Source organism: Rossellomorea yichunensis (genome assembly GCF_032337515.1).
Taxonomy (GTDB): Bacteria; Bacillota; Bacilli; order Bacillales; family Bacillaceae_B; genus Rossellomorea; species Rossellomorea yichunensis.
This window is the reverse complement of the sequence record NZ_JAVYAD010000005.1, coordinates 428,285-454,283: the sequence shown is the minus strand read 5'-3', so window position 1 is coordinate 454,283 and position 25,999 is coordinate 428,285. Positions and strand designations below refer to the sequence as shown.

25 protein-coding genes and 1 riboswitch are annotated in these 25,999 nt (G+C 44.0%); of the genes, 15 read left to right on the top strand and 10 right to left on the bottom strand.

The window, feature by feature from the left end; genetic code table 11:
- Positions 1-73 precede the first annotated feature (73 nt).
- The 5 genes from RSX31_RS16125 to RSX31_RS16105 all read right to left on the bottom strand — a co-directional run bounded on the left by RSX31_RS16125 (position 74) and on the right by RSX31_RS16105 (position 4,968).
- The gene (locus RSX31_RS16125; RefSeq protein ID WP_315635184.1) at positions 74-1,306 is read right to left on the bottom strand and encodes a helix-turn-helix domain-containing protein; all 1,233 of its coding nucleotides are present in this window, start codon (positions 1,304-1,306) and stop codon (positions 74-76) included.
- A gap of 414 nt (positions 1,307-1,720) precedes the next feature.
- Complete coding sequence (locus RSX31_RS16120; RefSeq protein ID WP_315635183.1) at positions 1,721-2,311, bottom strand: SCO family protein; 591 nt, start codon at positions 2,309-2,311, stop codon at positions 1,721-1,723.
- A gap of 65 nt (positions 2,312-2,376) precedes the next feature.
- Entirely contained in the window at positions 2,377-3,372 is a 996-nt protein-coding gene (locus tag RSX31_RS16115) for an aliphatic sulfonate ABC transporter substrate-binding protein (RefSeq protein WP_315635182.1), read from the bottom strand.
- Between the two features lie 68 nt (positions 3,373-3,440).
- A complete protein-coding gene (locus tag RSX31_RS16110; protein ID WP_148995489.1) occupies positions 3,441-4,196 on the bottom strand; it encodes an ABC transporter permease in 756 nt (251 codons plus the stop codon).
- On the bottom strand, positions 4,180-4,968 hold the full coding sequence (locus RSX31_RS16105; protein ID WP_315635181.1) for an ABC transporter ATP-binding protein: 789 nt from the start codon (positions 4,966-4,968) through the stop codon (positions 4,180-4,182). Before RSX31_RS16105 ends, RSX31_RS16110 begins: the two co-directional genes overlap by 17 nt.
- A 235-nt stretch (positions 4,969-5,203) precedes the next feature.
- Here RSX31_RS16105 and RSX31_RS16100 point away from each other — a divergent pair, with 235 nt between their 5' ends.
- The 5 genes from RSX31_RS16100 to RSX31_RS16080 all read left to right on the top strand — a co-directional run bounded on the left by RSX31_RS16100 (position 5,204) and on the right by RSX31_RS16080 (position 9,326).
- Positions 5,204-5,725: an RNA polymerase sigma factor gene (locus RSX31_RS16100; RefSeq protein ID WP_148995487.1), complete on the top strand. Its 522-nt coding sequence runs from the start codon at positions 5,204-5,206 to the stop codon at positions 5,723-5,725.
- Positions 5,709-7,118 (top strand): hypothetical protein, encoded by a 1,410-nt coding sequence (locus tag RSX31_RS16095; protein WP_315635180.1) that lies wholly within the window; start codon positions 5,709-5,711, stop codon positions 7,116-7,118. The genes RSX31_RS16100 and RSX31_RS16095 overlap by 17 nt, the downstream gene beginning before the upstream one ends.
- 227 nt (positions 7,119-7,345) lie before the next feature.
- Positions 7,346-8,725 carry a Glu/Leu/Phe/Val family dehydrogenase gene (locus RSX31_RS16090; protein ID WP_148995478.1) on the top strand — a complete coding sequence of 460 codons (1,380 nt, stop codon included), beginning with the start codon at positions 7,346-7,348 and terminating at the stop codon, positions 8,723-8,725.
- A 127-nt stretch (positions 8,726-8,852) separates the two neighbouring features.
- On the top strand, positions 8,853-9,071 hold the full coding sequence (locus RSX31_RS16085) for a DUF1659 domain-containing protein (protein WP_113970394.1): 219 nt from the start codon (positions 8,853-8,855) through the stop codon (positions 9,069-9,071).
- Positions 9,072-9,107: 36 nt separating this feature from the next.
- On the top strand, positions 9,108-9,326 hold the full coding sequence (locus tag RSX31_RS16080; protein ID WP_282138643.1) for a DUF2922 domain-containing protein: 219 nt from the start codon (positions 9,108-9,110) through the stop codon (positions 9,324-9,326).
- Positions 9,327-9,426: 100 nt separating this feature from the next.
- Here the strand turns inward: RSX31_RS16080 and RSX31_RS16075 are convergent, their stop codons facing one another.
- From RSX31_RS16075 to RSX31_RS16060, 4 genes are read right to left on the bottom strand one after another with little or no spacing between them, the layout of a single operon-like run.
- Positions 9,427-9,732 carry a PTS sugar transporter subunit IIB gene (locus RSX31_RS16075; RefSeq protein WP_315635179.1) on the bottom strand — a complete coding sequence of 102 codons (306 nt, stop codon included), beginning with the start codon at positions 9,730-9,732 and terminating at the stop codon, positions 9,427-9,429.
- A 12-nt stretch (positions 9,733-9,744) separates the two neighbouring features.
- Positions 9,745-10,065 (bottom strand): PTS lactose/cellobiose transporter subunit IIA, encoded by a 321-nt coding sequence (locus RSX31_RS16070; protein WP_148995474.1) that lies wholly within the window; start codon positions 10,063-10,065, stop codon positions 9,745-9,747.
- Positions 10,062-11,354: a PTS cellobiose transporter subunit IIC gene (gene celB, locus RSX31_RS16065; RefSeq protein WP_187443403.1), complete on the bottom strand. Its 1,293-nt coding sequence runs from the start codon at positions 11,352-11,354 to the stop codon at positions 10,062-10,064. The genes RSX31_RS16070 and celB overlap by 4 nt, the downstream gene beginning before the upstream one ends.
- A gap of 23 nt (positions 11,355-11,377) precedes the next feature.
- The gene (locus RSX31_RS16060) at positions 11,378-12,685 is read right to left on the bottom strand and encodes a 6-phospho-beta-glucosidase (RefSeq protein WP_315635178.1); all 1,308 of its coding nucleotides are present in this window, start codon (positions 12,683-12,685) and stop codon (positions 11,378-11,380) included.
- Positions 12,686-12,907: 222 nt separating this feature from the next.
- Between RSX31_RS16060 and RSX31_RS16055 the strand changes: the two genes are divergently transcribed.
- The 5 genes from RSX31_RS16055 to RSX31_RS16035 all read left to right on the top strand — a co-directional run bounded on the left by RSX31_RS16055 (position 12,908) and on the right by RSX31_RS16035 (position 17,522).
- Positions 12,908-13,633, top strand: coding sequence for a GntR family transcriptional regulator (locus RSX31_RS16055; RefSeq protein ID WP_148970316.1), 726 nt, complete (start codon positions 12,908-12,910; stop codon positions 13,631-13,633).
- A gap of 20 nt (positions 13,634-13,653) precedes the next feature.
- Positions 13,654-14,355: a chitin disaccharide deacetylase gene (chbG, locus tag RSX31_RS16050; RefSeq protein ID WP_148995472.1), complete on the top strand. Its 702-nt coding sequence runs from the start codon at positions 13,654-13,656 to the stop codon at positions 14,353-14,355.
- 479 nt (positions 14,356-14,834) lie between these two features.
- Positions 14,835-14,940: riboswitch (SAM riboswitch) on the top strand.
- Positions 14,941-15,010: 70 nt separating this feature from the next.
- Positions 15,011-16,024: a methionine ABC transporter ATP-binding protein gene (locus RSX31_RS16045; RefSeq protein WP_315635177.1), complete on the top strand. Its 1,014-nt coding sequence runs from the start codon at positions 15,011-15,013 to the stop codon at positions 16,022-16,024.
- The gene (locus RSX31_RS16040) at positions 16,014-16,679 is read left to right on the top strand and encodes a methionine ABC transporter permease (RefSeq protein WP_044338425.1); all 666 of its coding nucleotides are present in this window, start codon (positions 16,014-16,016) and stop codon (positions 16,677-16,679) included. The genes RSX31_RS16045 and RSX31_RS16040 overlap by 11 nt, the downstream gene beginning before the upstream one ends.
- Before the next feature lie 60 nt (positions 16,680-16,739).
- Positions 16,740-17,522: a MetQ/NlpA family ABC transporter substrate-binding protein gene (locus tag RSX31_RS16035; protein ID WP_397548103.1), complete on the top strand. Its 783-nt coding sequence runs from the start codon at positions 16,740-16,742 to the stop codon at positions 17,520-17,522.
- 84 nt (positions 17,523-17,606) lie between these two features.
- On the opposite strand, the gene RSX31_RS16030 is transcribed toward RSX31_RS16035, so the two are convergent.
- Positions 17,607-18,779 carry an SEC-C metal-binding domain-containing protein gene (locus RSX31_RS16030; protein ID WP_315635175.1) on the bottom strand — a complete coding sequence of 391 codons (1,173 nt, stop codon included), beginning with the start codon at positions 18,777-18,779 and terminating at the stop codon, positions 17,607-17,609.
- Positions 18,780-19,046: 267 nt separating this feature from the next.
- Here RSX31_RS16030 and RSX31_RS16025 point away from each other — a divergent pair, with 267 nt between their 5' ends.
- From RSX31_RS16025 to RSX31_RS16005, 5 genes are all read left to right on the top strand, one after another.
- On the top strand, positions 19,047-20,249 hold the full coding sequence (locus tag RSX31_RS16025; protein WP_315635174.1) for a M20 metallopeptidase family protein: 1,203 nt from the start codon (positions 19,047-19,049) through the stop codon (positions 20,247-20,249).
- Entirely contained in the window at positions 20,246-21,568 is a 1,323-nt protein-coding gene (locus RSX31_RS16020; protein WP_315635173.1) for an amidohydrolase, read from the top strand. Before RSX31_RS16025 ends, RSX31_RS16020 begins: the two co-directional genes overlap by 4 nt.
- Positions 21,565-22,797, top strand: a complete 1,233-nt coding sequence (locus RSX31_RS16015) for a M20 family metallo-hydrolase (RefSeq protein WP_315635172.1) — start codon at positions 21,565-21,567, stop codon at positions 22,795-22,797. The genes RSX31_RS16020 and RSX31_RS16015 overlap by 4 nt, the downstream gene beginning before the upstream one ends.
- 3 nt (positions 22,798-22,800) lie before the next feature.
- Positions 22,801-24,111 carry a helix-turn-helix domain-containing protein gene (locus RSX31_RS16010; protein ID WP_397541194.1) on the top strand — a complete coding sequence of 437 codons (1,311 nt, stop codon included), beginning with the start codon at positions 22,801-22,803 and terminating at the stop codon, positions 24,109-24,111.
- A gap of 194 nt (positions 24,112-24,305) precedes the next feature.
- On the top strand, positions 24,306-25,835 hold the full coding sequence (locus RSX31_RS16005) for an AbgT family transporter (protein WP_315635171.1): 1,530 nt from the start codon (positions 24,306-24,308) through the stop codon (positions 25,833-25,835).
- Positions 25,836-25,999 lie beyond the last annotated feature (164 nt).

The window sequence follows — 25,999 nt, the reverse complement described above, 5'->3', positions numbered from 1 at the left end:
TAGTGTCTGTACCAGGTTTAAATCCAGCAAGTTGTACCTGGTACACTTGTTATGACATGTGTGCTTGGCGCCGCTATCTCATTAATAGATTCGATAATTGAACCGCTTTTTTAAACTCCTCGGATTCTACGTAATATTCATAGAGTACCTTCCCGAATCTTTCAATCAACAACACATTCTTCGTTTCAAAAAAATAGGGCAGTGCTTTGTTTTCGAGATAAGAAAAGTAGTCATCGCTCTTATTGTCCATACGGAGAGAAAAAAGTTCAAATAAGATAATGAATAGGGTGCTGTTTGCGCTTTTGCTTTCTGATAAACCGTGCTGGATGTGTTTCTTTATCAATTTTGAATGTACAAGATTTCCTTCGATGCAGGCATCCGTATAATTACATAATCGCCGCAAATAAGGCATAGACCCTTTTTCAGCCAGGTCCAAAGCTTCTTTAAAGCATTTTTTGGCAAGGGCATATTCTTCACGATTGTAATACTCATACCCTAAGTTATTTAAGAGAGTCCCTTTTTGATCTGAATACCCAAGTGAATCACTGTCCTGAATCAGGCTCTGATACCTTTCCACCAGATCTTCAAATTCGAGATACATCTCACTGCTGAGCTGAAGGAGCATTAAGGACTCAGCCTTGATTGCACCGGAGTAATTATTCGTCTTTTTAAAATAACTGAGGGATTTACCGGCGTGAAAGTAGGACATTACTTTATTTCCGATACAGTGATAAGCAATCGATATGTGATAATGGCATTCTTCATTTTTGTATTCATCCATATCTATCTTCTTTAAAATTTGCACGGCTTTTTGCTGATTTTCTTCCGTACTGTCTTTAATATAAATAATGCCTTGAACGTGATGGAGCAGATTGGTCTCATAGGCTGTGAGAGGGCTTGAACCCCTTTGGATGGAATCCAGAATGTTCGAAGAAAGGTCATCTTTATTATGTAGAATATAGTACCTCGCCCTAAGTAAGTGATAATAGACTCCATATTTCGAGGACTCAAGAAACGGAGACTTTTCAAGTTCGGATTTCATTTGTTCCACAAGATTCATCCTCCTCATGATGATGCTATTATGCCAGAGCTGAAGCTGCTTTTCGACTTGGTGAAAAGAGGTGATTTCGTGATGAATATCGATTCCCAGACGCTCTGAAAAGAGTGAGATAATGTCGTCTGAATAAGCCGTTTTACCCCTCTCGATCTTACTGACATGCGTCGTTGTGCATATCCCTTCCCCCAATTGAGACTGGGTGAGACCTGCTTTCTCCCTATAAAATCGAATAATTTCCCCTGTGTGCATGGGGAACCCCTCCTTTTAAAAATCCCTTTATAACTAGTATTTGGTAGGGTGAGGTGTTTTTCCTGCTTTGGGCGTAGTGGTGAAACTTAAATGAGTGGTATGGCATGGGTTTTGGTGGAATTTGGGTTGAGGGAGGAGGTAGGGAAGCATCAAGAATAAAGATTAATCGACATGAAGGATCAATTATTCGATAAACGGATCAATTATTCCCAATTCCAGATCAATTATATGAAATAAGGATTGAAAAAACCAGATAAGGATTAATCTACCGTGAAAGTGGATTAATCCTTATGGATATGTGGAATTATCCTTCTAGTTCAGACGGTTTTATCCAGAAATAGTGTTTAATTACATAAGAAACCAACTTAAATACGTCATTCCATATAAAAACCTCCTCGATTTAACTCGAAAAGGTTACTTCAACTTCTCAATATCCTCAATGATCTCTTCATATGGAGGATTGGACACCCCTTCATATTGCTTCAGCAGAACCCCATTTTCACTCACTAAATAAAATGAAGTTCCATGAACAAACTGATCAGAGCCTTCCACTTGGGCAGCAGGAGTTTTAAAGGAGATATTGGCGAAGGATTCAATCTCGTCACGGGAGTATCCCGTTAAAAAACTCCAATTCTCATCATCCATTTCATAGCGGCCGCTATATTCCTTCAACACTTCAGGAGAGTCATGTTCGGGATCCACACTAATCGAAACAAGCTGGACATCATCATCAAATCCCGCTTCACTTATCTTCTTTTGAAGCTTCGACATATTCGCCGTCATAGGAAGGCAAACGGTATCACAATTCGTAAAGATGAAATCAGCAATCACAATCTTTCCCTCATTCAGCTCACCTAAAGACGTAGTCTCCCCATTCTGATCCACGGCAGCCAAATCACCGACCTCTACCTTCATAGGAAAAGACTCTTCAACATTTTCACCCTGGCAGCTAGCCAAGAAGAAAAGAGACAAGGCAACCGTAGCAATCATACATTTAAATCCCACTCCACTTCCTCCTTCTGAAACAGAGGTCCGTCCCTCACACCAGAAGAGGGACGGACCTTGTCAGGTTAGTCTATGAATTGTTTGTCAATCAAATCAGTGAATTCCGGTTTTTCTTTCAGGAACTTCAGTTCATAGGATGAGTCGGCAAATGCTTGAACGGCATCTGAGTCCACTTTGTAAGTGAAACCGATTCGTTCCCATGCCTGATCGACGACTTCTTTGCTTAGTTCTTGGCCGGTTACGTCTTTCACATCTTTAATTGTGATTTCTTTTGCTTCTTCCGGATTTTCTGCGATGAAAGAAGTTGCTTCTTTGTGAGCGTCTACGATTTTTTGAATGGTATCCGGGTTTTCTTTTACGGATTTTCCAGAGGCTACAAGTACTGAAGCAGGAAGTGTTTCACCGAATGAAATTTCGTCATGATCGATGATGATGTTGGCACCTGTTTCCTGTTGAATCACAGCTGCCCAAGGTTCCGGCGCTACGGCAATATCGACTCTCCCTGATTTTAGCATGTTGGCATATTGTGCCGGGTTTCCTGTTACGTGTTTCATGGTCCCACCGATACGCTGAGATTCAATGCCATGTTCTTTCAAGAAGGTTTCGACCTGAACATCATGTGTGCAACCGACTGCGGGGGTGATGAAGGATTTACCTGCGAAATCGTCCACGGTCTTCACGCCGCTTTCCTTACTTGCCAGAACCACCGTTCCACCAGTAGATCCCCCACCGATGATTTTCACGTCAGCCCCTGTCATGTAGTTGTTCATGGCTGGACCAGGTCCGACAAGACCCGCATCAATTTCGCCTGTTTTCAAAGCGGTCATAAACGATGAGCCATCCGGGAAGGTTTTATATTCAATCTTTGTACCGTCACCCAACTTCTCTTCATAAAATCCTTTGTCCTTCGCAACCATAGCGGGAACGTGGTTAATATTAGGGAAGTAACCGATGACGACCTTCTCGCTTACGTCTCCGCCTGAGCTTTTTTCAGTACCGCAGCCTGCCAAAACACCTAGGAATGTAAAGAAAATCGTCATGAGTAGAAATGATTTTTTCATTTTGTAACCTCCTGTTTTTATTAATGAGGCAGTTGATCATTACCTGCCGCAATTTTTTTCGTCTATGATTAAGACTCCAATCCCCAACGCTTTATCACTGATTTTTCAATGCGCTGGAAGATCAGTTGATCCACGATCGCTCCGATGACTCCAATGATGATCATGACGGCAATGACCAGGCTCATGTCACCAAAGTCTGATGCGTATCGGAGAGTGTAGCCGAGTCCGGGACCGGTACTTAATAGTTCTCCGGCCATTAAAGCTCTCCAGGCGAAGGCCCATGCAAGGCGTGAACCGGTGACCACATAAGGAATCGATGCCGGGAAGATGACTCGAATGAATAAGTCCAAACCTCTCGATCCCATCGTTTGAGCCGCTTTCAAAAAGAGGGGAGAGACGTTTTTTATGCCCATTCGAATGTTGAGGGCCATGACAAATGTTCCACCGAGAATGACGACGAAAATGACGGCTTTTTCATTGAGGCCGAACCACATGATGGCTAGTGGCAGCCACACAATGCTCGGTACACTCTGGAATGCCAGCAGTAAAGATCCCAGAGTTTCGTCGGCCGTTTTGGATTTGGCGAGAAGAACGCCGATGCTGGTTCCGATAACGAGCGAAATCCCCAATCCGATGAATAAACGCTTGAAGCTTGCAATAAGGTCAATGATCAAGGTTTGATCGGCAATCCCAGTAAATAGGGCCTGGAAAACGGAAGTAGGAGAGGGGAGGACAACTTCCGTCCATAATCCGAATCGTGATCCCGATTCCCAGAGGCCTATAATGAGGGCAAAAAAGATGATGCGTTTAAGAGCTGTGTTCATAGGCCAATTCCTCACTTATCACTTTATCGATTTCCTTCTTTAAATAGCTCATGATATGTTCTTCGATTTTTACCATTTCTTCTTTATGGGCATCCCGTGGACGGGGGATATCCACTTTGATATCTGCCAAGATCGTACCTGGGCGGGTACCCATGACGATGATCCGGTCTGAAAGCTTAATAGATTCCGAGATACTGTGAGTGACGAACAGGACGGTTTTCTTTGTTTCCATCCAGATCGTTTCAAGCTGATGGTGAAGGCGGGAGCGCGTTTGTTCATCCAGTGCGCCGAATGGTTCATCCATAAGAAGGATTTCCGGGTTCATGGAGAGAGCACGTGCAATGGCCACCCGCTGCTGCATTCCCCCTGAAAGCTCATGAGGGTAATGATCCTGATAGTTTCCCAGCTGGACCATATGTAAGTATTTTGCGGCTTGTTGTCTTGCCTCTTTCTTAGACATTTCTTTTTTCAGAGGGAAGGTCACATTGTCACGCACATTCAACCATGGAAAAAGTGCCGCTTGCTGGAAAACCATCCCCCGGTCTTTTCCGGGTTTTTTAATCGGATTTCCATCTACAAGAATCTCTCCCGAAGTCAAGGAGGTCAGTCCTGCCACGATGGAGAGGAGAGTGGATTTACCGCATCCTGAAGGTCCCAGGATTGAAACAAACTCACCCTTATCTATCCCGAGAGTAATCTCCTTCAGTACATCGGTTGGTTCTCCTGACTTATCGAGGTATTGCTTATTGAGATGGTTGATCTGTATAAACATGTCATCACCCTTATCTTATAATTCATATTAGTTTAGTCGGAATATAAATAATACAATTATAGTATATTGGGGATGGTTGTCAAGGTTTCCTTTATTTTGGAGGAGAAGGATAAATGACGAGCTTGTCAACCCTCAAGAGCATTTTGTAAATAAAATGAAAAAATATTCAAAAAAGTGAAATATATGGTGGATCACTATCGTCTAATATATAAAAAGAAAAAAGCGGGGGAATGAGATGTCCAACAATAGATTGGTCGCAGATTGGTTTCGGCTTTACAGTGATCCTATATATACATTCTTGGTATATCGAATGGGTTCCACTGATGTGGAAGATCTTGTTCAGGAAGTATTCATTCGGGCATTGAATTCCGTGGATTCGTTTGAAGGAAAAGCGAATCCGAAAACATGGTTATATTCCATTGCCAGGAATCTTGCCCTCGATGAACTTAGAAAGCAGAAGAGGATTAAATGGTCCATTACTTCTTTTTCCCAAAAAGATCATGAAGCCGCTTCTTTAGAAACACCAGAATCTCTTTATTTTCTAAATGAAGGAAGTCGCGAACTTCTAACCACTATTCAGAAACTTAAATCTAATTATCGGGATGTATTGGTTTTAAGAGGAATAAATGGCATTGATGTAAAAGAAACGGCCACTATTCTAAATTGGACGGAGAACAAAGTACGGATCACCTATCACCGTGCGTGTAAAAAGCTGCAATCCATAACAGGAGGATATACAAATGAAGAATCAAAATGAAAACAATCTATCAAAAAAGCTTCCCCGGCTTCAATTAAATGACGAGTCGAAAGAACGGATTCATACAGCCATACTTCATCATGAACCTTCTCCGTCTTCACGGAAGAAAGGTTGGAAAGAGGGCAGGTTTAAAAGCTTTGCCGCTGCAGCTGTAGGGTTGCTGGTTTTTTCAATCTTGACGGTATATATCATTTCCGAAACAGACAAAGATAAAGCAAATCAGTTATTCGCTGACGCTGAGAAAAACATTCAAGCGGTTTATGAAGAAATGGAATTGAACCTGCAAGAAACGGAAGAAGGCGGATTACTAAAAACGATTGAACCTTCAGAACTAAAGTCGGCTCAAGTTTCACTCCGAAATGCTGAGAAGGAAATTTTAGAAAGTAGCGAAGAGAAGGAAGGGGATCTTCGTCAACATTTAATCCCCATGATGAAAGAAATAGAGGATTATAACCAAACCGTTCCCGTGGCCAATGGGCTTCAACAGAACATTAATGATGTGAGCAGTCTCCTGGAGAAAAGTCCTTTAGAAGAAAAAATGACAGAAAAGGTAGCTTCCATAAAAAGTGAACTGGCAGAAAAATTAAAGGCATTCCAAAAACTTGAAAGTTCATCCCTTAGAGCGTTTTTTACTAAACAATATTCCACACAGGTGAATCGTATTGCTCAAACTTTCAATCAATATCAAGAAGTACAAGAAGAAATCCAAAACCTAAAAGATATTGCAGAAGAACAATCTTTAAACGAACAGGATTTCGAACAACAAGCAGAGAGAGTGATGGAACAGGTTAACCTTTTGCCGGATAATCAGACAGCTGCTGATATGAAAGAAGAAATACAGTCGGCAAAAGATACGTTCTATCAGGTGAAAAGAGAGGTGGAAGACAAAAAGCGCCTTGAAGAAGGGGCGAGTCTTGAAAAGGAACAGGACGAAATGAGAAGTGCTTCTTCAGGTGATAAAGCGAATGATGGTACAAACGAAGACAGCCCTGAAGACGAACTTTATCCGATGGAATTTACCATGACTGACTCTAATGGACATACGTTTAAACTAAGTCGTGATTTCGATATCCATAAATTCGGTAAGGGATATGATGAAATAGCGAAAAAATACGGAGGACGTTTCTATTACACTCCAAACTCAGATATGTCCTATGTATTTATTGACAGAAAGATCATAGCGACCGTTTCTCTCGTGTCTGCAGCTGATGTGGAATATAAAGACCTCTTTATCGATTTGATGTCACTTCGATCAAGAAAATATACAAGGGATCAATTCGCATCCATTGTAGATACAGTCATTCAGAGTGGTGAGCCTTATAAAGTTGAGGAAGGGGACTCGGGGGAATTACTCTCGGTGAAAAATGGAATGTTGGTTTATCATGGATGGTGAGTGACTTATGTCAGAGCTGATGGATTTTTTCTATTCTCATTGATTTAAAAAGCAGTCATTAAATCGTGATATTGAGAACCACACCTTTTGGGATAAGGTGTGGTTTTTTCTGCTTGGCGGTTGGTCCCGATTTGAGAGTTTATGAATAGTCGTTTTTAACCAGGGGTGACAGGGTAACACTATAATAAATACCATTATTTTCTTCAAACCAATAGGAGGGACCAGATTTGATCAGCCAAACGAGAGATATTGTTCAGAAGTCATTGGATGCTTTATTAGAGGACGAGGCTTTTTTACCCGAAGTGAAGGGTGAGACAAGAAAGAAAGCGTTTACGTCGCTGACTTCCATTTTGTCGACACCGAACCACGTACATAAATCGTATTTGAGGATTCCGTTGGAGGATGAAAAGGTGGTCAGGATCCCGGCTTTTCGTGTCCAGCATAATAATGCCCTGGGGCCATATAAGGGAGGGATACGTTTTCATGAGACGGTGAATGAGGAAGAGGTCGTGAATCTCGCTTCCTTGATGACGTTGAAGAATGCCCTTCATGACGTTCCATTCGGTGGAGGAAAAGGCGGGATCATTCTGAATCCCCGTGAGTATACGGAAAAGGAGCTTCATCTGATCGCGAGGAAGTATGTCCAGTATTTCAGCGATGTCCTTGGCCCCGATAAAGATATTCCGGCTCCCGATATGGGATCAGGGGAACGTGAAATGGACTGGATGATGGCGGAGTACAAGAGTATCCGGCCGGGGATGCCTTATAGAGGGAGCTTTACGGGGAAGAGTGTTGTGAACGGGGGATCGTTGGGCCGGAGAGAGGCGACGGGAAAGGGCGTCTTCTTTACGTTCCGCTACCTCGTTCATGATTTTGTAAGGGAACAGAAGAGTCTATTAACGAAGACGGATAATGTCTTTGCGAAAACGGCACTCGATTTCGAGGACCGTCCCTTGACGATTTCAGTGCAGGGGTTCGGGAATGTAGGGTCGGTTGCGGCACTTGAAGCCTATCAATCCACTCATATACAGAATAAAGTGGTGGCGGTGAGTGACCGGAATGTGACGTTGTTCAATTCGGATGGTCTTGATATTCCGGCTTTGGTTGAGTTTACGATGAAGAATAAAGGAGATCTTCCCACGAAAGATGAACAGTTGAAGGAAATCGGTGTGAAGGCTGAAATCCGTGGTCGTGAAGAGGTTCTGTACCTGGATGTTGACGTTCTGATGCTGGCGGCGTTAGAGGATCAGGTGCACAAGGATAATGCAGAAAAGGTGAAAGCAAGAATTATCGTGGAAGGGGCCAATGCTCCAATCACAACGGAAGCTGATGAATATTTAAGTGATAAAGGAGTCATTATCATCCCTGATATCCTGGCGAATGCCGGAGGGGTCATCGTCTCCTACTTCGAATGGCTGCAAGGACGTGAAACACAGTTCTACACAGAGGAAGAAGTATTCAACCTCCTCTACGACAAAATGAAATCAACCATGGACACCGTCCTGCCGCTATTCTTCGGCGACCCATTCCCACTGCGCCAAAACTGCTACATCCACTCCGTCATGAAACTATCCACGGTTCTATACAGACAAGGGAAACTTTATTAAGAACGAGGGACGGACCTCCATTCCTAGGAGCTGGTACTAGGAGTCGAGGTCCGTCCCTCTTTTTTCAAACGGGGGTGTCCTTCACTCTCCCTATCCCCTATATAAAGGGTGAAAGGAGGTGAGGCACATGGCAACAGCGGATTTGAAATCTACGAGAATACGACTGGCTTACAATGATGGTCTGGATGAGAAGGGGAATCCTAAGATTGTGTACAAATCGTACAGCTACATCAATGCACTGGCAACGGCAGATGAGATGAACAGCGCAGCTTTATCCGTGGCAAGTCTTTCATCAAAAGGATTAAACAACATCGAGAAGGTCGAAACCTTTGACATTAACGAGTAAGGACAATCGATAGTTCCATAGAAAGGAGGAGGCAGCATGGCAAAAGTATTAGAACTGGAATTTACAACCGAAACGGGGAAGTCAGCTAAACTATCCATCAATGACCCGATCGAACCGATTGATACGGTGGCGGTGAAAGCAGCGATGGATAACCTGATCGCGACCAATGTGTTTGGAAGTTCGAACGGGATGTTTGTGAGTGTGGAAGGAGCACGGGTAGTCGAGCGAAATGTAACGGATTATGATGTGATGTAATCGAATGAAAGTGTCCTCCTTAATTGGGGGACACTTTCTTCATGTTATTTACCTTAAAAAAAGAGTAACCCATTACAGGTCACTCTTAATCGCGAAAATATTACTTCCCCAATAAACTCACAGCCTGTTCCAACACTTTCTCACCATTCATCATCCCATAAGACATCCCATCTATCACATCCACCTTAATATGATGGGGCTCTGCTTTTTCAATGATTTTAGATGATAGATAGCGGACTTGGGGCCCGATGAGAATCACATCAAGTTTATCTAAGTGATTGCTTAAGTCAGCTTCAGAAGTAGCATTAATGGTGGCTTCGAGGCCTTTTTCTTCAGCGGCTTTGCGCATTTTTTGGACTAACATACTCGTTGACATTCCTGCCGAACAGACCAGCATGATATTCATATGAAGCACTCCTTACTTGGTTTGATGGATTTCGATGATTTCCTGGGCCAGTTCTTTGACGGTGATGGCGTTCATGAGATGATCCTGGGCATGGATCAATAGAATCGTAGGATTCTGTGTGTCGCCACTTGCTTCTTTTTGAAGTAACTGAGTTTGATAGTGATGGGCCTGATGAACTTCATTCGCTGCCTCGGCCATTTTTTCCTCTGCTGTTTCGAACTGTTTTTTCTTGGCGGCTTGCAGGGCTTCCATGGCAGAGGACCGGGCGTTTCCAGCGTGTAAAATGATATGAAAAGATATTTCTTCTAAGGTCATTTGTTGTTCAGCATTCATGCGATTTTATCACTCGTTTCGGTGGTTTTCTTTAATTGGGCACGTTCAGATGCGAGCAGGAATGGGATGTACATAAGTGTAGCGATTGTCAGGTTCACAAGTTGTAGCACGATTCCACTCCAAGATCCACCCGTTACAAGGTAACCACTGATGATAGGTGGTGTCGTCCAAGGAACAATCGCGACGGTTTTGGGTACAATTCCTAAGCTCAGTGCCAGGTATGATGTAACTGTCAATACGACAGGTACCAGTAAAAACGGGATAAACATAAGCGGGTTTAACACGATCGGCAGACCAAAGATGACCGGTTCATTAATATTGAATACTCCAGGTGCAGCAGACAATTTTCCGACTGTGCGGTAATGCTTCGTTTTCACCACAAGGAAGATGGCGATGATCAAGGCGATCGTCGTACCGGATCCACCCATGTACACGTAGGCATCGAAGAATGGTTTCGTCACAATGTAAGGAACGTCGAAGGCACTCATCCCGTCTGCGAAGAGCTGCTGATTTTTCTCAATTAACGGTAGATAGATCGGTTCGATGATCGGACCTAATATGTTCGTACCATGTAAGCCGAAGAACCAAAGGAAATGATTTAAGAAGGCTACAACTATGGCTGATGGCAGTGAGTTGGATACAGCTTGCAGTGGTTCCTGAACCACCGTGAACACGATTTCAAAGATACTTTTTTCTGCAAAAGAAGTTAAGAGAGCTTGAATAAGACCAACAAGAATCAAGATAATCGTTGCAGGAATCAGGGCTTTGAATGATTTTACGACACCTTCCGGCACACCATCGGGCATACTGATCGTAAACTTGGAACGAATCAACACTTTGAATAATTCTGTGACAAGAAGGGACGTGATCACGGCGACGAATATCCCTTGTGCTCCGGTCCAGGCATAGGAAATCCCCCAGTCTTCCGTTACCGGCGTAAGGATGATGAGTGAAGCGATCGATACCAATGCTGCAGATAACCCATCGATATGATAGGACCTGGCTAAATGATAACTGATGGATGCAGCGACGAGCAGTCCGAGGATGGCGAATGATCCATTCCACATATTCCCCCCGACGGATTTCCAGCTTTCACCGAATACAGAGACCATAAAATTTTGAAAGGCATCAATCGGCAAATTATTTAATAAGACAGCCAAAGATCCGACGATGATCAGCGGCATGATCGAAACGAATCCATCACGGATGGCGACGAGATGTCGTTGTGACCCGATTCGTCCTGCAATCGGCATAAACTTGCTTTCCATAAACCCCATTACTTTACTCATTTCTCTTTCCCCCGTTTACTAGATTAATTGAATTGCGGTAAAAACTCTTTGTGAGCTTCCAATAATTCATCGACTAGTTGTCTTGCCACCCCTTCGTTCTGTACTAGCGGATTCATTACCATGGCCTGGTAGACATGATTGTACTCACCGGACATTGCTGCCTGAATGACGAGCTCTTCGAACGCTTTCATCTGTTGGATGATCCCTTTAATTGATGAAGGAAGCGGTCCGATGACGATTGGCCGAGGTCCGTCCCCCGTAATGACTGCGTTTACTTCAATAACAGCCTCGTGGGGCAGGTCCGGGATGGTTCCGTTGTTCAGTGTGTTGACGGTTTGGATGTCTCCTGAGTTGTTGTAAATGCTCGTCATGAGGCTGCAGGCAGCATCACTGTAGTAGGCACCTCCTCGATTTTCCAGTTCTTTTGGCTTTTCATTTAACTCTTCTTTCATATATTGTATGAAAAGTTCTTTTTCAACTTTTCGAACAACCTCTGCCCGTGTACCGTTTTCTCTATAAGCTTGAAGGTCCTTTTCCAACACAGAGTCCCGTTGGAAATAGTATTGATGATAAGGATTGGGAAGCATCCCGAGTGCTTGTAAAAATTCCTTCGACCAACCGAGGGAGACGATGTTGGCCGGTGAGTAATCCACTTCTTGATGGATCAGTTTTTGCAGAACCTGATCGGTGACATCCTGACCATTGACCCAAACCCTTTTTCCAAACACAAAATGATTCATCCCTACAAATTCAATCTGTACTTCATTTGCAGAACAATTCATCATCTCGGCGACGCTGTTTTTCATGTTGAAAGGAATATTGCACACCCCGATGACTTTACTATGTGAGCTGTATTTAAGCAGGGCTTCTGTAACCATGCCTGCAGGGTTGGTAAAGTTAATAAGCCATGCATGGGGACAAATCTGTTGGATGTCATGACAAATTTCCATTAGGACCGGAATGGTACGCAAGGCCTTGAATATACCGCCTGCTCCATTGGTTTCCTGACCGATGACGCCATGACTTAAGGGGATACGTTCATCTTTTTCCCTGGCTGAGAGACCGCCCACCCTGATTTGTGTTGTCACAAAATCAGCGCCTATCAAGGCATCCCGCCGGTTAAGAGTCCATTCCAATTCAATCGGCACACCTGCTTTTTGGATCATTCGACGAGCAAACTGCCCGATAATCTCAAGCTTCTCTTTCCCTGCTTCGATGTCTACAAGCGTTATGTCTGTGACAGGAAAAGATTTGTATCGGTGGATGAACCCCTCGATAATTTCTGGTGTATAGCTTGATCCGCCTCCGATTATGACCACCTTTAATGACATTCTGTCGATCTCCCTTCATTTTGAAAGCGATTTCTATTTTTTTATAATGTATCATACAAATTTTTGCTCGTCTATATATTGTAATGACAAATATGAAATTTATGACTGATTTTTATTTAATTGTAATAACAAATTGTTTTTATGATAAAATGAATAGGAATAGAGAATTGATCGTGGATGTGTTATAACAAATATAGGAAGAAAGTGGAAGGGAGAAACAGAATGAAAGAGACACAAGAAGCAAAGGCCCTGCATTCGCATGTAAAAGAAGAAATCATCCACATGATTAAAAATAAAGAGTACGCTCCGAATACAAAACTGCCGACAGAGGCGGAGTTTTGCGAAAAGTTCAATGTCAGTCGTACGACGATCCGGACGGCGCTCCAGCAGCTGACACTTGAAGGTTACGTGTATCGCGAGCAAGGAAGAGGAACTTTTGTCGCAGAAGAGAAAGTCAGTCAAATCCTGTCCTCGACGATCGACAACTACACAGAGCAACTGCGATTACAAGGTAAGAAACCTAAGATCAAGGTACTAAGCATGAATGTCATCCCGGCAGAATCAACAGTGGAAAAAGCGTTGGAATTAAAGAATGGAGATCCCGTCAATCGTTTAGAGAGGATCCGATATTCAGACGGTCTGCCCCTGCAATATGAGGTGGCCTATCTGCCCTGGTACAAGACGCCCGGGCTTGATAAAGACGAATGTGAAAGATCTCTTTACAAGCTCCTGGAAACACAGTTTGAGATAAAAATTAAAAAAACCGTCGAAACGATCGAGTTGTTTTTAGCAGATGAACGAGTGGCAGAAAAGCTCGAGGTGCCTGAGGGGACACCTTGCTTTATGATTGAGACGACGGCTTATGTAGAGGATGGATCGGTCATCGAATTTTCCAAAGCGATCTTCAGAGGAGATAAAGCGAGCTTTCTTGTAGAAAGAACCTATTAGCGAAAAGGGGATGGGGGATTATGAGGAACGTGATCATCAATGCAGATGATTTTGGTTTATGCCGGGGGGTGAATTACGGCATCGTTGATAGTCACCGGTTTGGCATCGTCAACTCAACAACGATGCTGGTCAATATGCCGGGAACTCTGCATGCGGTGGAATTGGCGAAGGTTTATCCGGAATTACAGGTTGGGATCCATTTAACGCTGACATGCGGAAGACCAGTTTCTGGCGGAGTACCATCTCTTCTTGATGAGAGAGGCCTTTTCCGTTACACCAGCAGGATTTTTGAAGAAAAAGAAATCAATGTGGATGAGGTTGAAATGGAGTGGGAGGCTCAGATGGATAAATTCCTATCATTCGGTCTGCCCCTTTCTCATATTGACAGTCATCACCATGTTCATAGCTTTCGGCCACTGATCCCGGTGGTGAAGAGGTTGTCGGAGCGCTTTGGGGTTCCGGTCCGGAATGTGCCCTGTGATGGGTTAGACGCAATGAATGTGTTAACCGATCGGTTCTCGATGGACTTTTATGGTGACGGAGTGTCGGTTGAAGGATTGAAGAGGATATTGGACAGCAGGGATGAAGGTGAGACGCTTGAGATTATGTGTCATCCGGCTTATGTTGATACATACTTGAAAGGGAATTCGTCTTATTGTGAGCAGAGGTTGAGGGAGTTGGATGTGTTGACGGGGATTAAGGAGTGGGCGTCTAGTTTTTGATTGGTTGATTGGGAGATTAGAATGTTTGATGTGAGTTGTTATGACAAATGGGGTGCTGCTATGGAAGGTAGTGCCTTTTTCTATTGGTAATGGAGATTCGTCCCATTTGGAGGTGGAAAGGAATGTTTTTGGATAGTATGTATGGTTTTGAGATGGTGTTAAGGCAGGATTTTGACTGAGATCGATGTGAAATACATGGATTGATAGGATAAGAGAAGTTTTATTATCGACTTTTCATGATATATTATCGACTTTTGTCCTTTTATTATCAACTTTAGGAATATATTATCAACTGTAAAAAAAAGGACCATCACCACGACCATATCAAACCAAAGTTCCCCTACACAAAAAATCCCTCCCCTAGTGCACCAACGAAGATAACGCTTACATAAAAACAACTGAAAAATTCCCTATTGACTTCCATTCACATACCCAGTATTATCCTCTATAAGATAAAAATTTAGAAAATTACATACTTTCAATTATCCAGAGTGACCGAGGGATCAGGCCCTATGACGTCCGGCAACCTCCAGTATTGGAACGGTGCTAATTCCTGCAGAATGATTTCATTCTGAGAGATAAGTCGAGATAAACAGGCGATGCTTCTTTCAGTTGAAAGAGGCATTTTTTATTGTACAAAAAAGGGGTGTGCACATTGATCGAGATTCGAAATCTAGTTAAAACCTACAGTACAAAGAAGCAAACGGTGGTCGGTGTCGATAATGTTTCCGTAAAGATTGAAAAGGGTGAGATCTTTGGAATCGTCGGATACAGTGGAGCGGGGAAGAGTTCACTCATTCGCTGCCTGAATCTATTAGAAACCCCTACATCAGGAGAAATCATCATTGATGGACAGGATTTTACGAAGCTCACGTCCAAACAATTAAGACTCGCCCGTCAAAAAACGAGCATGATTTTTCAACATTTTCACCTGATCAAATCCAAAACGGTGTTTGACAATCTGGCGTTTGCCTTGAAAGCAGCTAGTGTACCGAAAGCGAAAATAAAGCCCAGGGTTGTCGAGCTTCTGGAGATGGTCGGTCTATCGGACAAAGCGGACGCGTATCCGGCCCAGCTCAGTGGAGGACAAAAGCAAAGAGTCGGGATTGCGAGAGCCCTTGCGAATAACCCATCGGTTTTACTTTGCGATGAAGCGACATCGGCACTCGATCCGAATACGACGAAATCGATCTTGAAGCTATTGAAAAAAATCAACAAAGAACTGGGTTTGACGATCGTACTCATCACCCACGAGATGGAAGTGGTGAAAGAAATCTGCGACCGGATGGCCGTGATGCAGGATGGAAAGATCGTGGAGGAAGGTCCGGTTTACGACCTGTTTGCAGAACCGAAGCAGCCTTTAACGAAACAATTCATTGAAACGATCCTTCAATTTGAACTCCCTCCGCACCTTGTGGAATCAAGGAAAGGAAAGCTGATCAAAATCCAATTCAAAGGATCGATCGCAGAGGAAAGCGTCGTATCGGAAGTGTTCCAGAAATACAAGGTGCGAGGCAATATCCTTCACGGCAAGATTGAATATATTCAGGAAGTGCCACTGGGGATTTTTATCATGGAACTGATCGGCTCCCATGACGAGATCGAAGCCGCGATCCGGTTCATCACGCTGAAGACGCAGAGCTTGGAGGTGCTTGAGAATGCTGCCTGATTCATTGACTGCGATTTTACCAGAATTGAATAAAGCCTTTTTTGAAACGGTATATATGGTGGGGATTTCACTCGGAGTTGCGATTTTAGTGGGATTACCGCTCGGGATTCTTCTTTTCGTAACAGACAAAGGCTTGTTTTTACAAAATAGTTTGATCAAAAAGGTCGTTGGATTTGTCGTCAATATGGTGCGGTCGGTTCCGTTCATCATTCTATTAGTCGCACTCTTACCATTAACCAAACTGTTGACCGGAACCACGATCGGACCGACGGCAGCATCCGTATCACTCTCTGTTGCGGGAATTCCGTTTTTTGCGAGAATGGTAGAAACATCATTGCGTGAGATTGATAAAGGTGTCATTGAAGCCTCGGTTTCGGTTGGGGCAAGCCCTTGGATGATCATTAAGGACGTGCTGTTACCGGAAGCTCGTCCAGCGGTGATTCAAGCAATCACGATTACAACGATCAGTTTAGTTGCCTATTCTGCCATGGCCGGCATTGTCGGTGGAGGGGGAGTCGGGGACCTGGCAATTCGCTTCGGGTACTACCGATATGACAACACGGTGATGATCACGACCGTCGTCATTTTAATTTGTTTGGTTCAGCTCATCCAATATACGGGTGATGTGTTTGCACGATTAGTCGATAAACGATAACTACTCTAGGGGGAACAACAAGTGAAAAAGTGGATTTTATTCGTAGCATTAGCGGTAACAATGAGCATTCTTGCAGCTTGCGGCGGGGACGAAGCAAGTTCAAGCGCAGAAGATAAAAAAGAGGTAACCATCGGAGCGACATCCGGACCATACAGTGATATGGTGACAAAAGCGATCAAGCCAGGACTTGAAGAAAAAGGATACACGGTGGAAGTGAAAGAATTCAGTGATTACATCCAACCGAACAACGCGCTGGCCCAAGGAGATCTGGATGCGAACCTTTTCCAGCATAAAATCTACATGGAAACCTTTGCGAAACAACATAACATGGATTTATCCGAAGTGATTGTCGTACCAACGGCTCCAATGGGAATCTACTCACAGAAATTTAATTCGATTGAAGATATCAAAGAAGGCAGCGCCATTGCCATTCCAAACGATCCGACGAACGCAGCCCGGGCGTTTCAGATTCTGGAGGATGCTAAGCTGATCACGTTAAAACCGGATACAGATCCATTGACGGTGTCAGAAAAAGACATTGCTGAAAACGTGAAAAACCTGCAGTTCAAACCAATCGAAGCAGCCCAGCTTCCAAGGGCCGTTGACAGTGTGGATCTATCTGCGGTTCCAGGGAACTACGCACTTGCTGCCGACATGGACTTACTTGATGCACTTCAGCTGGAGGACATGCCTGATCAGTATCGAAACCGAGTGGTTGTAAATACGAAGGACGTTGACTCACAGCTGGCGAAAGACATCAAAGCAGTCGTCGAAGCAGACCAATTCGAGAAAATCATCGACGAAGAATTTAAAGGCTTTGGTAAGCCTGAGTGGATGGAGTAGAGGGACGGACCTCTAGTTGGAATTTTTAATATAAGAAAGCGATAGGGACGGGCTTCCGCAAAATGCGGAGGTCCGTCCCTTACTTTATAGACAACACTTCTTATATTTTTTTCCGCTGCCGCATGGGCAAGGGTCATTGCGTCCTATTTTTTCTTCGTTTATGATGGGTTGTGGAATTAGCGCGGCTGGCTCATTCAACATTTCAAGCTCCATTACCTCAAGCAAGTGTCTCCATTCTGGAAGTTTGGGGTGTTGGATGCCATTCATGACGCAATTGACATATAGTGATTCTTCTAAACAAAGCAGCCCATCTTCATACCCTGTTTCAATTAAACCTTCTATCTTGGGGAAGGCTTCTGTTGATAAATGTCGACATAGATTATCTGCAATGATTGTTTTGGCAGTTAGGTCATCCGCTTGATCAAACAGACTGAGTAATGCCTTTTCAGCTTCTTTGGTTTTGATCCTTCCCAGTACGTCCAGAGAATAGAAGTAGGTGTTCCCGTAGAGTGCTATTTTTTCAACTTCTTGTACGACAAGGTCCGTCCCTATTTTGACCAGGGAATTTGCAGTTTCCTCAAATAAAAAGTCGCCTTCCTCTTCATTTTTGAAGAGACTCACTAATTGTGGGACTACACTTTCTTCGTGTAATTCACCGGCCATGTAGACGTGATAAATCCCTTCAAATCCGAAAAACGCATCTTCATCCATATTGTTCTGAAGTCCATTCTGTACTTCCCAGCTTTCAATGCCGCCTTTTTTAACCAGCTCTTTAATGATTCTTTTCCCATGATCATAAAGGGCTTGATCAAACTCATTCTCATCCAAGTAGGCCATCACGTCAGCTAACGCCATGTAGAGCCCTTCTATAGTTAAAGAAGGAAGCTTCTCTACTTCTTTTAACTGTTCCTCACTAACATATTGCTTTACTCTATTTCTGTATGTAATTAATAATTCCGTGCTGGCGTTTTTAACTAATTGAATGTAGAACAGTCGGTTGTTATCCTTTTTACCCATGACATCTAATCGATTTACTACTTCTTTCAGGCCTTCTTCATTAAGGGGTAAGTATATTAAATTAGGAAGAATGGGGGAAGAATATTCTGATACCGGTCCCCGATCAACGGCTTTCAAACCAGTCAAAAATGTATTCCCATCCGCTAAATAAGTACCCTCCAGCATTTCTATCGCATATCTCTGCACAAACGGATCTTCACCCAAAAAATACGGTTCGACTCTTTCAACAAAACGATTCATCCAACCATCCTTTATCATTATAATTTCTTTAAGTGTAAAGGGTGGGGGTGGAAAAGGAAAGAGGGACGGACCTCAAACTCAAAGCTAGAACAGAAAAAGGTGATAGGGACGGACTTTCCGCAAAATGCGGAGGTCCGTCCCTATTCTTTATAAAAAAACTTTCCCATCCACATAGGATTTTCCAACTTTATATCGAATATATCTATTAACGGTATTATTAAGGAACTTTTCCTTAAATAATCATTCGACCGAAAAAGGAGATTTTTCATGAAGTTAAAGCAGCTTGTCCAATCAGTAGAGAATGAAGTCATTGAATTACGCAGACACCTTCACCAATATCCTGAGGTGAGTGGAGAGGAATTCGAGACATCGAAAACGATTCAGAAAAAATTAGCAGAAGCGGGAATCCCTTTTAAAACGGGCTATGCCAAAACAGGAGTGCTCGGCATCATACAAGGAGAAAAGCCGGGAGGCACGGTCGCATTAAGGGCGGATATCGACGCTCTGCCAATCCAGGAGGAAAGTGATCTATCCTACAAATCCACCATCCACAACAACATGCATGCCTGCGGTCACGATGCCCATACAGCCATGCTCGTTGGTACAGGAAAAGTATTGAATCAACTGAAAACGGAGATCGCAGGCACGATTCTTCTTGTCTTTCAGCCGGCGGAGGAGAATGCCCCTGTAGGAGGTTCTCAGCAAATGATGGACGACGGAGTATTCGACGAATATACGCCTGACGTCATTTTCGGGCAGCATGTTTGGCCGGATCTGCCTGTCGGGGAAATCGGAGTTCTCCATCATGAAATCATGGGGGCTTCGGACCGCTTTAAGATTACTGTTAAAGGTTCTGGAGGACACGCGAGCATGCCTCATCAGTCCAATGACGCCATCATTATTGCCAACAACCTGATCACTCAGCTTCAAACAATCGTGAGCCGAAATACGGACCCCATTGATTCAGCCGTCCTCACCATCGGGAAAATCGAAGGAGGCTACCGTTATAACGTAATCGCGGATGAAGTCACCCTTGAAGGGACCATTCGAACCTTCAAACCGGAAGTGAAAGAAATGGTGAAAAGTCGTTTCCACTCCATCATTGAGGGTGTCGGAAAAAGCTTCGGGGCCTGCATGACCATCGACTATTTAGATGGATATCCCGCGACGGTCAACACACCCCGATGGGCGGATGAAGTGCGTAACGCTGCCCAAAAAGTACTTGGGGAAGAAGCTGCACCAGTGGTCTCACCGTCTCTTGGAGGAGAGGATTTCTCCCGTTTTCTGAAGAAATTTCCAGGTACCTTCTACTGGCTGGGAACATCTGTGAAGGATACAGAACCGCAATACCCACTCCATGATCCTAGATTTAAATTAAATGAAAGTGCATTGCCTAAAGGGGTTGAAGTGATGGCCCAGCTTGCACTGGATGCCTTGAAAAAGCTTGAAAAAAGGAGTCTTGAAAGATGAGAACTGTTGAACATTTTATCAATGAAATATCACCGTCACTCACTGCCTTCAGACGCACCTTCCATCAGAAGCCTGAACTGGGATTCACTGAATATGTAACCACCTATCTGATCGGAAAAGAATTAATCAATCTCGGCTTCACGATCCACCTAGGAAAAGATGCACTGGAGTCCACGGAACGAATGGGGGTTCCTTCACCCAACGATTTAACCAAACAAGAAGAACTTGCCATAAAAGAAGGCGTGGAAAAGAGCTGGCTAGATAAAATGAAAGGCGGACATACAGGATTGGCTGCCACATTCGATACAGGTAAGCCCGGTCCTCATACGGCATTCCGATTCGATATCGATGCTCTGCCCATCAAGGAATCGGATGATCCTGATCACCACCTCCCGACAAAAGAAGGCTTTCGTTCCCAATATGAAAGCGTCATGCATGCCTGCGGTCATGACGGTCATGCTGCCATCGGCCTGGGTGTGGCAAGCTTCCTGTCGGCATACAAAGACCAGCTCTCTGGAAGGTTTACTCTCCTCTTCCAGCCAGCTGAAGAAGGTGGACGGGGAGCAAAAGCCATGGTGAAAAAAGGCTGGTTGGAGAATGTCGATTATTTTGCAAGCGGTCATATCGGAATCCGGGATACGAAGCTTGGACGAGTGTATGCCACGACGAATTCTTTTCTCGCTTCCTCCAAAATCAACGTCACTTATAAAGGCAAAGCGGCCCACGCAGGTCTCGAGCCTGAAAAAGGGAAGAATTCTTTATTGGCAGCGGCTGCAGCAAGTCTTCACCTTTACAATATCCCGCGCCATTCTGACGGGGCGACCAGGATCAATGTCGGGAAGCTTCAAGGGGGAGCAGGCAGAAACATTATTGCCGATGAAGCTCATCTTGAAATGGAAACAAGAGGGGAAACGACTGCTATCAATCGGTACATGCAGAAAGAAGCCCTGCGTATCCTTCAAGCATCGGGAAATCTTTATGGTGTGGAAACCGGAATCGATGTAGTGGGCGAGACGGTTGAAGCAGCATGTAACCCTGAATGGATTCAGTGGTTAAAGGAAGTGGGCGAGGAAAGTCCATTTATATCCGAAATTCATGATGGTTTACCTTTAAAGGCATCAGAGGATGTTACCTATATGATGAATGAGGTGCAAAATCAGGGTGGCAAATCAACCTTCATGGTATTCGGAACCGGATTGAAAAATGGACATCATCATCATCAATTTGATTTTGAAGAAGGGGTATTAACCGTGGCAGTGGATGCCTTCGCACGTCTTATCTTAAAATTATCCCACCAAAAAGAGGAGGTTACGAGTTGAAAGAATGGTTAAGAACAACTCTAGAAGCATTAAATCTGGTTGACACCATGGAGCAGCCCGATGGATTTACGAGATTAGGATATTCCAAGGAAGAGACTGCTTCCATGAATGTGTTTCGCAGCGTTGCAGAAACATTGGGGCTATCCGTACAGAGGGACCGGGCAGGGAACCTATTTGCCAGGTGGGAAGGGACTAACGACCAAGTTGTCATGACCGGATCTCATCTTGATACGGTTGAAAATGGAGGAGGTTATGACGGGGCAGCCGGTGTCCTTTGTGGACTGGGAGCCGTGAAAGCATTAAAAGACGGTGGTTTCAAACCCCATCACTCCATTGAAGTGGCCTGTTTTGCCTCTGAAGAGTCAGCACGTTTCGGCGTTTCTACCCTGGGAAGTAAGAGCGTGGCAGGAATTCTTGATAAATCAGTAGAAAACGTAAGAGACCGCCACGGAGTCAGCATTAAAGAAGCCGTGGAATCAACGGGCCTAGACTGGTCATCCATTGAAAAAGCTGAACGCTCCCGAGAGGAAATCCTCTCCTTCATCGAACTTCATATTGAACAAGGGACCCAAATCGAAGATCATGGTGCTCAATTCGGAATTGTCCGGGGGGTAGCCTGCCCGATCCGCTTGAAGGTAAAGGTGGAAGGAATGGCTGGTCATACGGGAACTACTCCGATGGGGAAACGGACGGACGCCCTTGTGGCTCTTGCTCCCCTTATTACATTTGTTTCCCAAGAGGCGGAAGAGATATCAAGGCGGTCCCAGAAACCACTAGTAGCAACCGTCAGCACGATGAACGTAAAACCGAACGTCATGAATGTCATCCCGGGTCATGCAGAAGCGGGAATCGATATTCGATCCGTCGACGATGACCTGAAGAGATCCATGGCCGATAAAATAATTGAACAGTGTCGAAGCTTAGAGAATGAATTTAATGTTACAATCAACATAGAAACTCTTGTAGATAATCCTTCTATTCTATTAGATGAAATGCTGACAGCCAGAGTCAAACAAGCAGGGGAATCCCTGGGGTACAACACGTTCGAAATGGATAGCGGGGCAGGGCATGACGTCATGAATATGGCAGCGAAATGGCCTTCTGCTTTAGTATTCATTCCCTGTGAAAAAGGGATCAGTCACCATCCAAAGGAACATAGCTCTTTAGAAGACTTGTATGCAGGAGTCGAGATTCTAGCTGAAGTATTGCGGCAAGAAGCAGGTGAATAACAGTTGATGATAAAAATTGGTGTCATCGGTCCGGATGATTCGATTCAGCGGATCAATCATGTGGCCACTCATTTTGACAATATAGAACTTATGAATTTTCCATATCACGGGGTGAATGAAATAGAAGAAATTCTTGAGAAGAACCGCGGTCTAGTAGATCAATGGTTCTTTTCGGGACAATCCCCCTTCTACTATGCGCTTGAAAAAGGATGGATCACGGAAAAGGAAGGGAGCTTTCCTCCCTTACATGGATCCAGTTTCTTTGGAGCATTATTAGAAGCGCAAATGAAAGAACAGACTCTATTAAATAAAATTAGTATAGATACAATTTCAAAAGAGGAAATTGAAACCGCGGTTCAATTTCACTCATTTGATCAACTAGAAATTTCAACTTATCCATATGAAGGATACCGGAGTGCTGATGAGCTGGTTGACTATCACCGTTCACTCTACGAAAAAGGAGAAATTGAAACGGCGATCACGTGTATTCAAAGTGTTCAGAAGCGCCTCACTGAAGCAGGCATTCCTTGTTACCGTGTCGTACCGACGAATTTGTCCATCCGGATGATTTTGCAGTATTTATTAGAGAGGGCACAATCGAGGAAATATCAAAAATCCCAAATTGCCATCGTTGGAATCGAAGTCATCTATTCCACCCAGACCTTGGACGAGTCCCATTTTTCTTATAAAATGAAGCATCAAGAGCTGGATCTGAAACGCAATCTTCTTGATATCGCCCAAAAGATCAATGGTTCCATGGTTCAATTAGGGGACGGATTGTTCTTCGTTTATACAACGAGGGGGGAACTCGATCTTCATGAAAAGGAGTCGGTTTTCACTACTTTGACTCAGGAAGTGAAGGCCCATACAGACCTGGATATCCGTGTGGGGTTAGGGTTTGGTGTGACCGTGTTAGAAGCTGAGCATCATGTCCGTCTTGCTTTTCAACATGCGAGAAAGCACGAATCTTCCATCGTCATAAGTGTCAATGAAGACAAGACGGTAACGGAAATTCTTCCATCGTCGGAGTCCATTACATACGCTCTCAACAACTTGGGCAATGAATGGAAGGAAGTCTTTAAAGAGGCTTCGGTCAGTTCAGCCATCGTCTCAAAAATCCTTTCTCTTTCCCGTCATTACGACAAAGAGGAAATCACATCCCAGGATCTTTCCCGCTGGCTGAAAAGCACCGAACGGAACGGACGCAGAATCCTTACTGAAATGGAACGGATCGGGATTGTGGAAATCAGCGGCGAAGAACAAAGCGGCGGCAGAGGAAGACCTAGGAAGTTATATCGCTTCCAACTTAAATAATTGGATCCTAGAAATCCCTTACTCGATCTATGAGTAGGGGATTTTTTATCTTCATCTATTCAGTAATCCGTAAATTTAAAATTTTCTCATAAATATTAAAAAATAAGAAGGATTTATACAATCGATATCGAAATACTTATTAACGGAAGTAAAAAGGAATTATTCCTTAAAACATTATTTGAAGGAGTGACCTCATGACAAATCCCAATTTAGAGCCGAATTCACCTAAAAAGGAGAAGGGATATCTTCGAATTTTAGGTGGAATCGAAAAGGTAGGGAATAAACTCCCTGACCCATTCATGTTGTTTGTGTACTTATCTGTCTTTATTGTTTTATTTTCCTGGTTTATTTCAAGTCTGGGTGTGACGGTTATACATCCGAAAAATGGAGAAGAGTTAGCGATCAAGAGCCTCGTCTCCGGAGAGGGACTCCAATACATCCTGACCTCCATGCTCGATAACTTTACAGGCTTCGCTCCACTCGGCCTCGTACTGGCGATGATGCTCGGGATTGGATTGGCGGAAAAGGTAGGATTACTGGAAACAGCGATCAAGAAAACGGTTTTGAACGCTCCAAAAGGATTGATTACATACGCCGTTATTATGGTAGGGATCATGGGGAACCTGGCGTCAGACGCAGCCTTCGTTATCATTCCTCCACTCGCCGCCATGATTTTCTATACGGTGGGAAGGCATCCTCTGGCAGGACTTGCTGCCGGATTCTCCGGAGTAGGAGCAGGTTTTACGGCAAACTTTATCATTACCGGAACCGATGCGCTACTCGCAGGGATATCAACCGAAGCTGCCAAAGCATTCGAAGTAACGGTCACACCGGTGGATAACTGGTACTTCATGATTGCATCTGTCGTCCTTCTTACAGCTGTAGGCGCTTTTGTAACAGAAAAAATTGTAGAGCCGCGTTTAGGGACATACAAAGGAAAAGTAGATAAAACATTAGAAGAAGAGAGTCCTTTAGAGGGAAAGGGACTCCGAAATGCAACCCTGGCAGGATTAGCCTTCATCGTCCTGTTAGTCGTCTCGATTGCCTGGCCGGACTCTCCGATGCGAAATGAAGATGGGGGACTCATTCCTTCTACCTTCTTATCCGGAATCATTCCCATCACGCTCTTCTTCTTTATCGTGATCGGGGTTACTTACGGGGTGACTGTGAAAAAAATTCAGTCGTCAAGAGACGTACCCAAGTATATGACAGAAGCCATGAAAGACATGGGCGGTTATATCGTATTAATCTTTGCAGCCGCACAGTTTATCGCTTACTTTGACTGGACGAATCTAGGGACATGGGTAGCCGTCAGCGGAGCGAATTTCCTCGAATCGATCAATATGACGGGACTCGCCGCCATTATCGGATTTGTCCTGTTGACAGCATTATTGAATCTACTGATCTTCAGTGGATCCGCTCAATGGGCATTGGAAGCACCGATCTTCATCCCGATGTTTGCGACACTTGGATATAACCCGGCGTTTGTACAAGCCGCCTATCGTATTGCGGATTCATCAACGAATATCATCACCCCGATGAACCCGTATATCATCGTGATACTCGCCTTTATGAAGGAATACGATAAGAAAGCGGGCCTTGGAACCTTGATTTCACTGATGCTTCCTTATACGATAGCGTTCTTATCGGTATGGATCGTGTTACTTCTGACTTTTGCGTTATTAGGTATTCCGTTTGGTCCAGGAGTAGGGGTTTATCTGTGAAAAATAGTAAGGTTATTCCCATTTAACTAAAAAATAATCATAAACCCGGTTCAAGAGCTGTTAATCCGCTCCAGAACCGGGCTTTGTCAATTTTTATAGTTCAAATTTACTTAATATTAATGTAAGCGCTAACAAAATTTCAGTTAATTTACCCTATTTTTACA

What these genes read in the sequence shown, in the direction of transcription:
- RSX31_RS16100 (WP_148995487.1), top strand. Translation starts at nt 5,204, where the DNA reads ATGTCCAACAATAGATTGGTCGCAGATTGGTTTCGGCTTTACAGTGAT.
- RSX31_RS16085 (WP_113970394.1), top strand. Translation starts at nt 8,853, where the DNA reads ATGGCAACAGCGGATTTGAAATCTACGAGAATACGACTGGCTTACAAT.
- RSX31_RS16040 (WP_044338425.1), top strand. Translation starts at nt 16,014, where the DNA reads ATGCTGCCTGATTCATTGACTGCGATTTTACCAGAATTGAATAAAGCC.
- RSX31_RS16105 (WP_315635181.1), bottom strand. Translation starts at nt 4,968, where the DNA reads ATGTTTATACAGATCAACCATCTCAATAAGCAATACCTCGATAAGTCA.
- RSX31_RS16005 (WP_315635171.1), top strand. Translation starts at nt 24,306, where the DNA reads ATGACAAATCCCAATTTAGAGCCGAATTCACCTAAAAAGGAGAAGGGA.
- RSX31_RS16025 (WP_315635174.1), top strand. Translation starts at nt 19,047, where the DNA reads ATGAAGTTAAAGCAGCTTGTCCAATCAGTAGAGAATGAAGTCATTGAA.
- RSX31_RS16095 (WP_315635180.1), top strand. Translation starts at nt 5,709, where the DNA reads ATGAAGAATCAAAATGAAAACAATCTATCAAAAAAGCTTCCCCGGCTT.
- chbG (WP_148995472.1), top strand. Translation starts at nt 13,654, where the DNA reads ATGAGGAACGTGATCATCAATGCAGATGATTTTGGTTTATGCCGGGGG.
- RSX31_RS16020 (WP_315635173.1), top strand. Translation starts at nt 20,246, where the DNA reads ATGAGAACTGTTGAACATTTTATCAATGAAATATCACCGTCACTCACT.
- RSX31_RS16030 (WP_315635175.1), bottom strand. Translation starts at nt 18,779, where the DNA reads ATGAATCGTTTTGTTGAAAGAGTCGAACCGTATTTTTTGGGTGAAGAT.
- RSX31_RS16125 (WP_315635184.1), bottom strand. Translation starts at nt 1,306, where the DNA reads ATGCACACAGGGGAAATTATTCGATTTTATAGGGAGAAAGCAGGTCTC.
- celB (WP_187443403.1), bottom strand. Translation starts at nt 11,354, where the DNA reads ATGAGTAAAGTAATGGGGTTTATGGAAAGCAAGTTTATGCCGATTGCA.
- RSX31_RS16070 (WP_148995474.1), bottom strand. Translation starts at nt 10,065, where the DNA reads ATGAATGCTGAACAACAAATGACCTTAGAAGAAATATCTTTTCATATC.
- RSX31_RS16110 (WP_148995489.1), bottom strand. Translation starts at nt 4,196, where the DNA reads ATGAACACAGCTCTTAAACGCATCATCTTTTTTGCCCTCATTATAGGC.
- RSX31_RS16115 (WP_315635182.1), bottom strand. Translation starts at nt 3,372, where the DNA reads ATGAAAAAATCATTTCTACTCATGACGATTTTCTTTACATTCCTAGGT.
- RSX31_RS16055 (WP_148970316.1), top strand. Translation starts at nt 12,908, where the DNA reads ATGAAAGAGACACAAGAAGCAAAGGCCCTGCATTCGCATGTAAAAGAA.
- RSX31_RS16080 (WP_282138643.1), top strand. Translation starts at nt 9,108, where the DNA reads ATGGCAAAAGTATTAGAACTGGAATTTACAACCGAAACGGGGAAGTCA.
- RSX31_RS16035 (WP_397548103.1), top strand. Translation starts at nt 16,740, where the DNA reads ATGAGCATTCTTGCAGCTTGCGGCGGGGACGAAGCAAGTTCAAGCGCA.
- RSX31_RS16060 (WP_315635178.1), bottom strand. Translation starts at nt 12,685, where the DNA reads ATGTCATTAAAGGTGGTCATAATCGGAGGCGGATCAAGCTATACACCA.
- RSX31_RS16075 (WP_315635179.1), bottom strand. Translation starts at nt 9,732, where the DNA reads ATGAATATCATGCTGGTCTGTTCGGCAGGAATGTCAACGAGTATGTTA.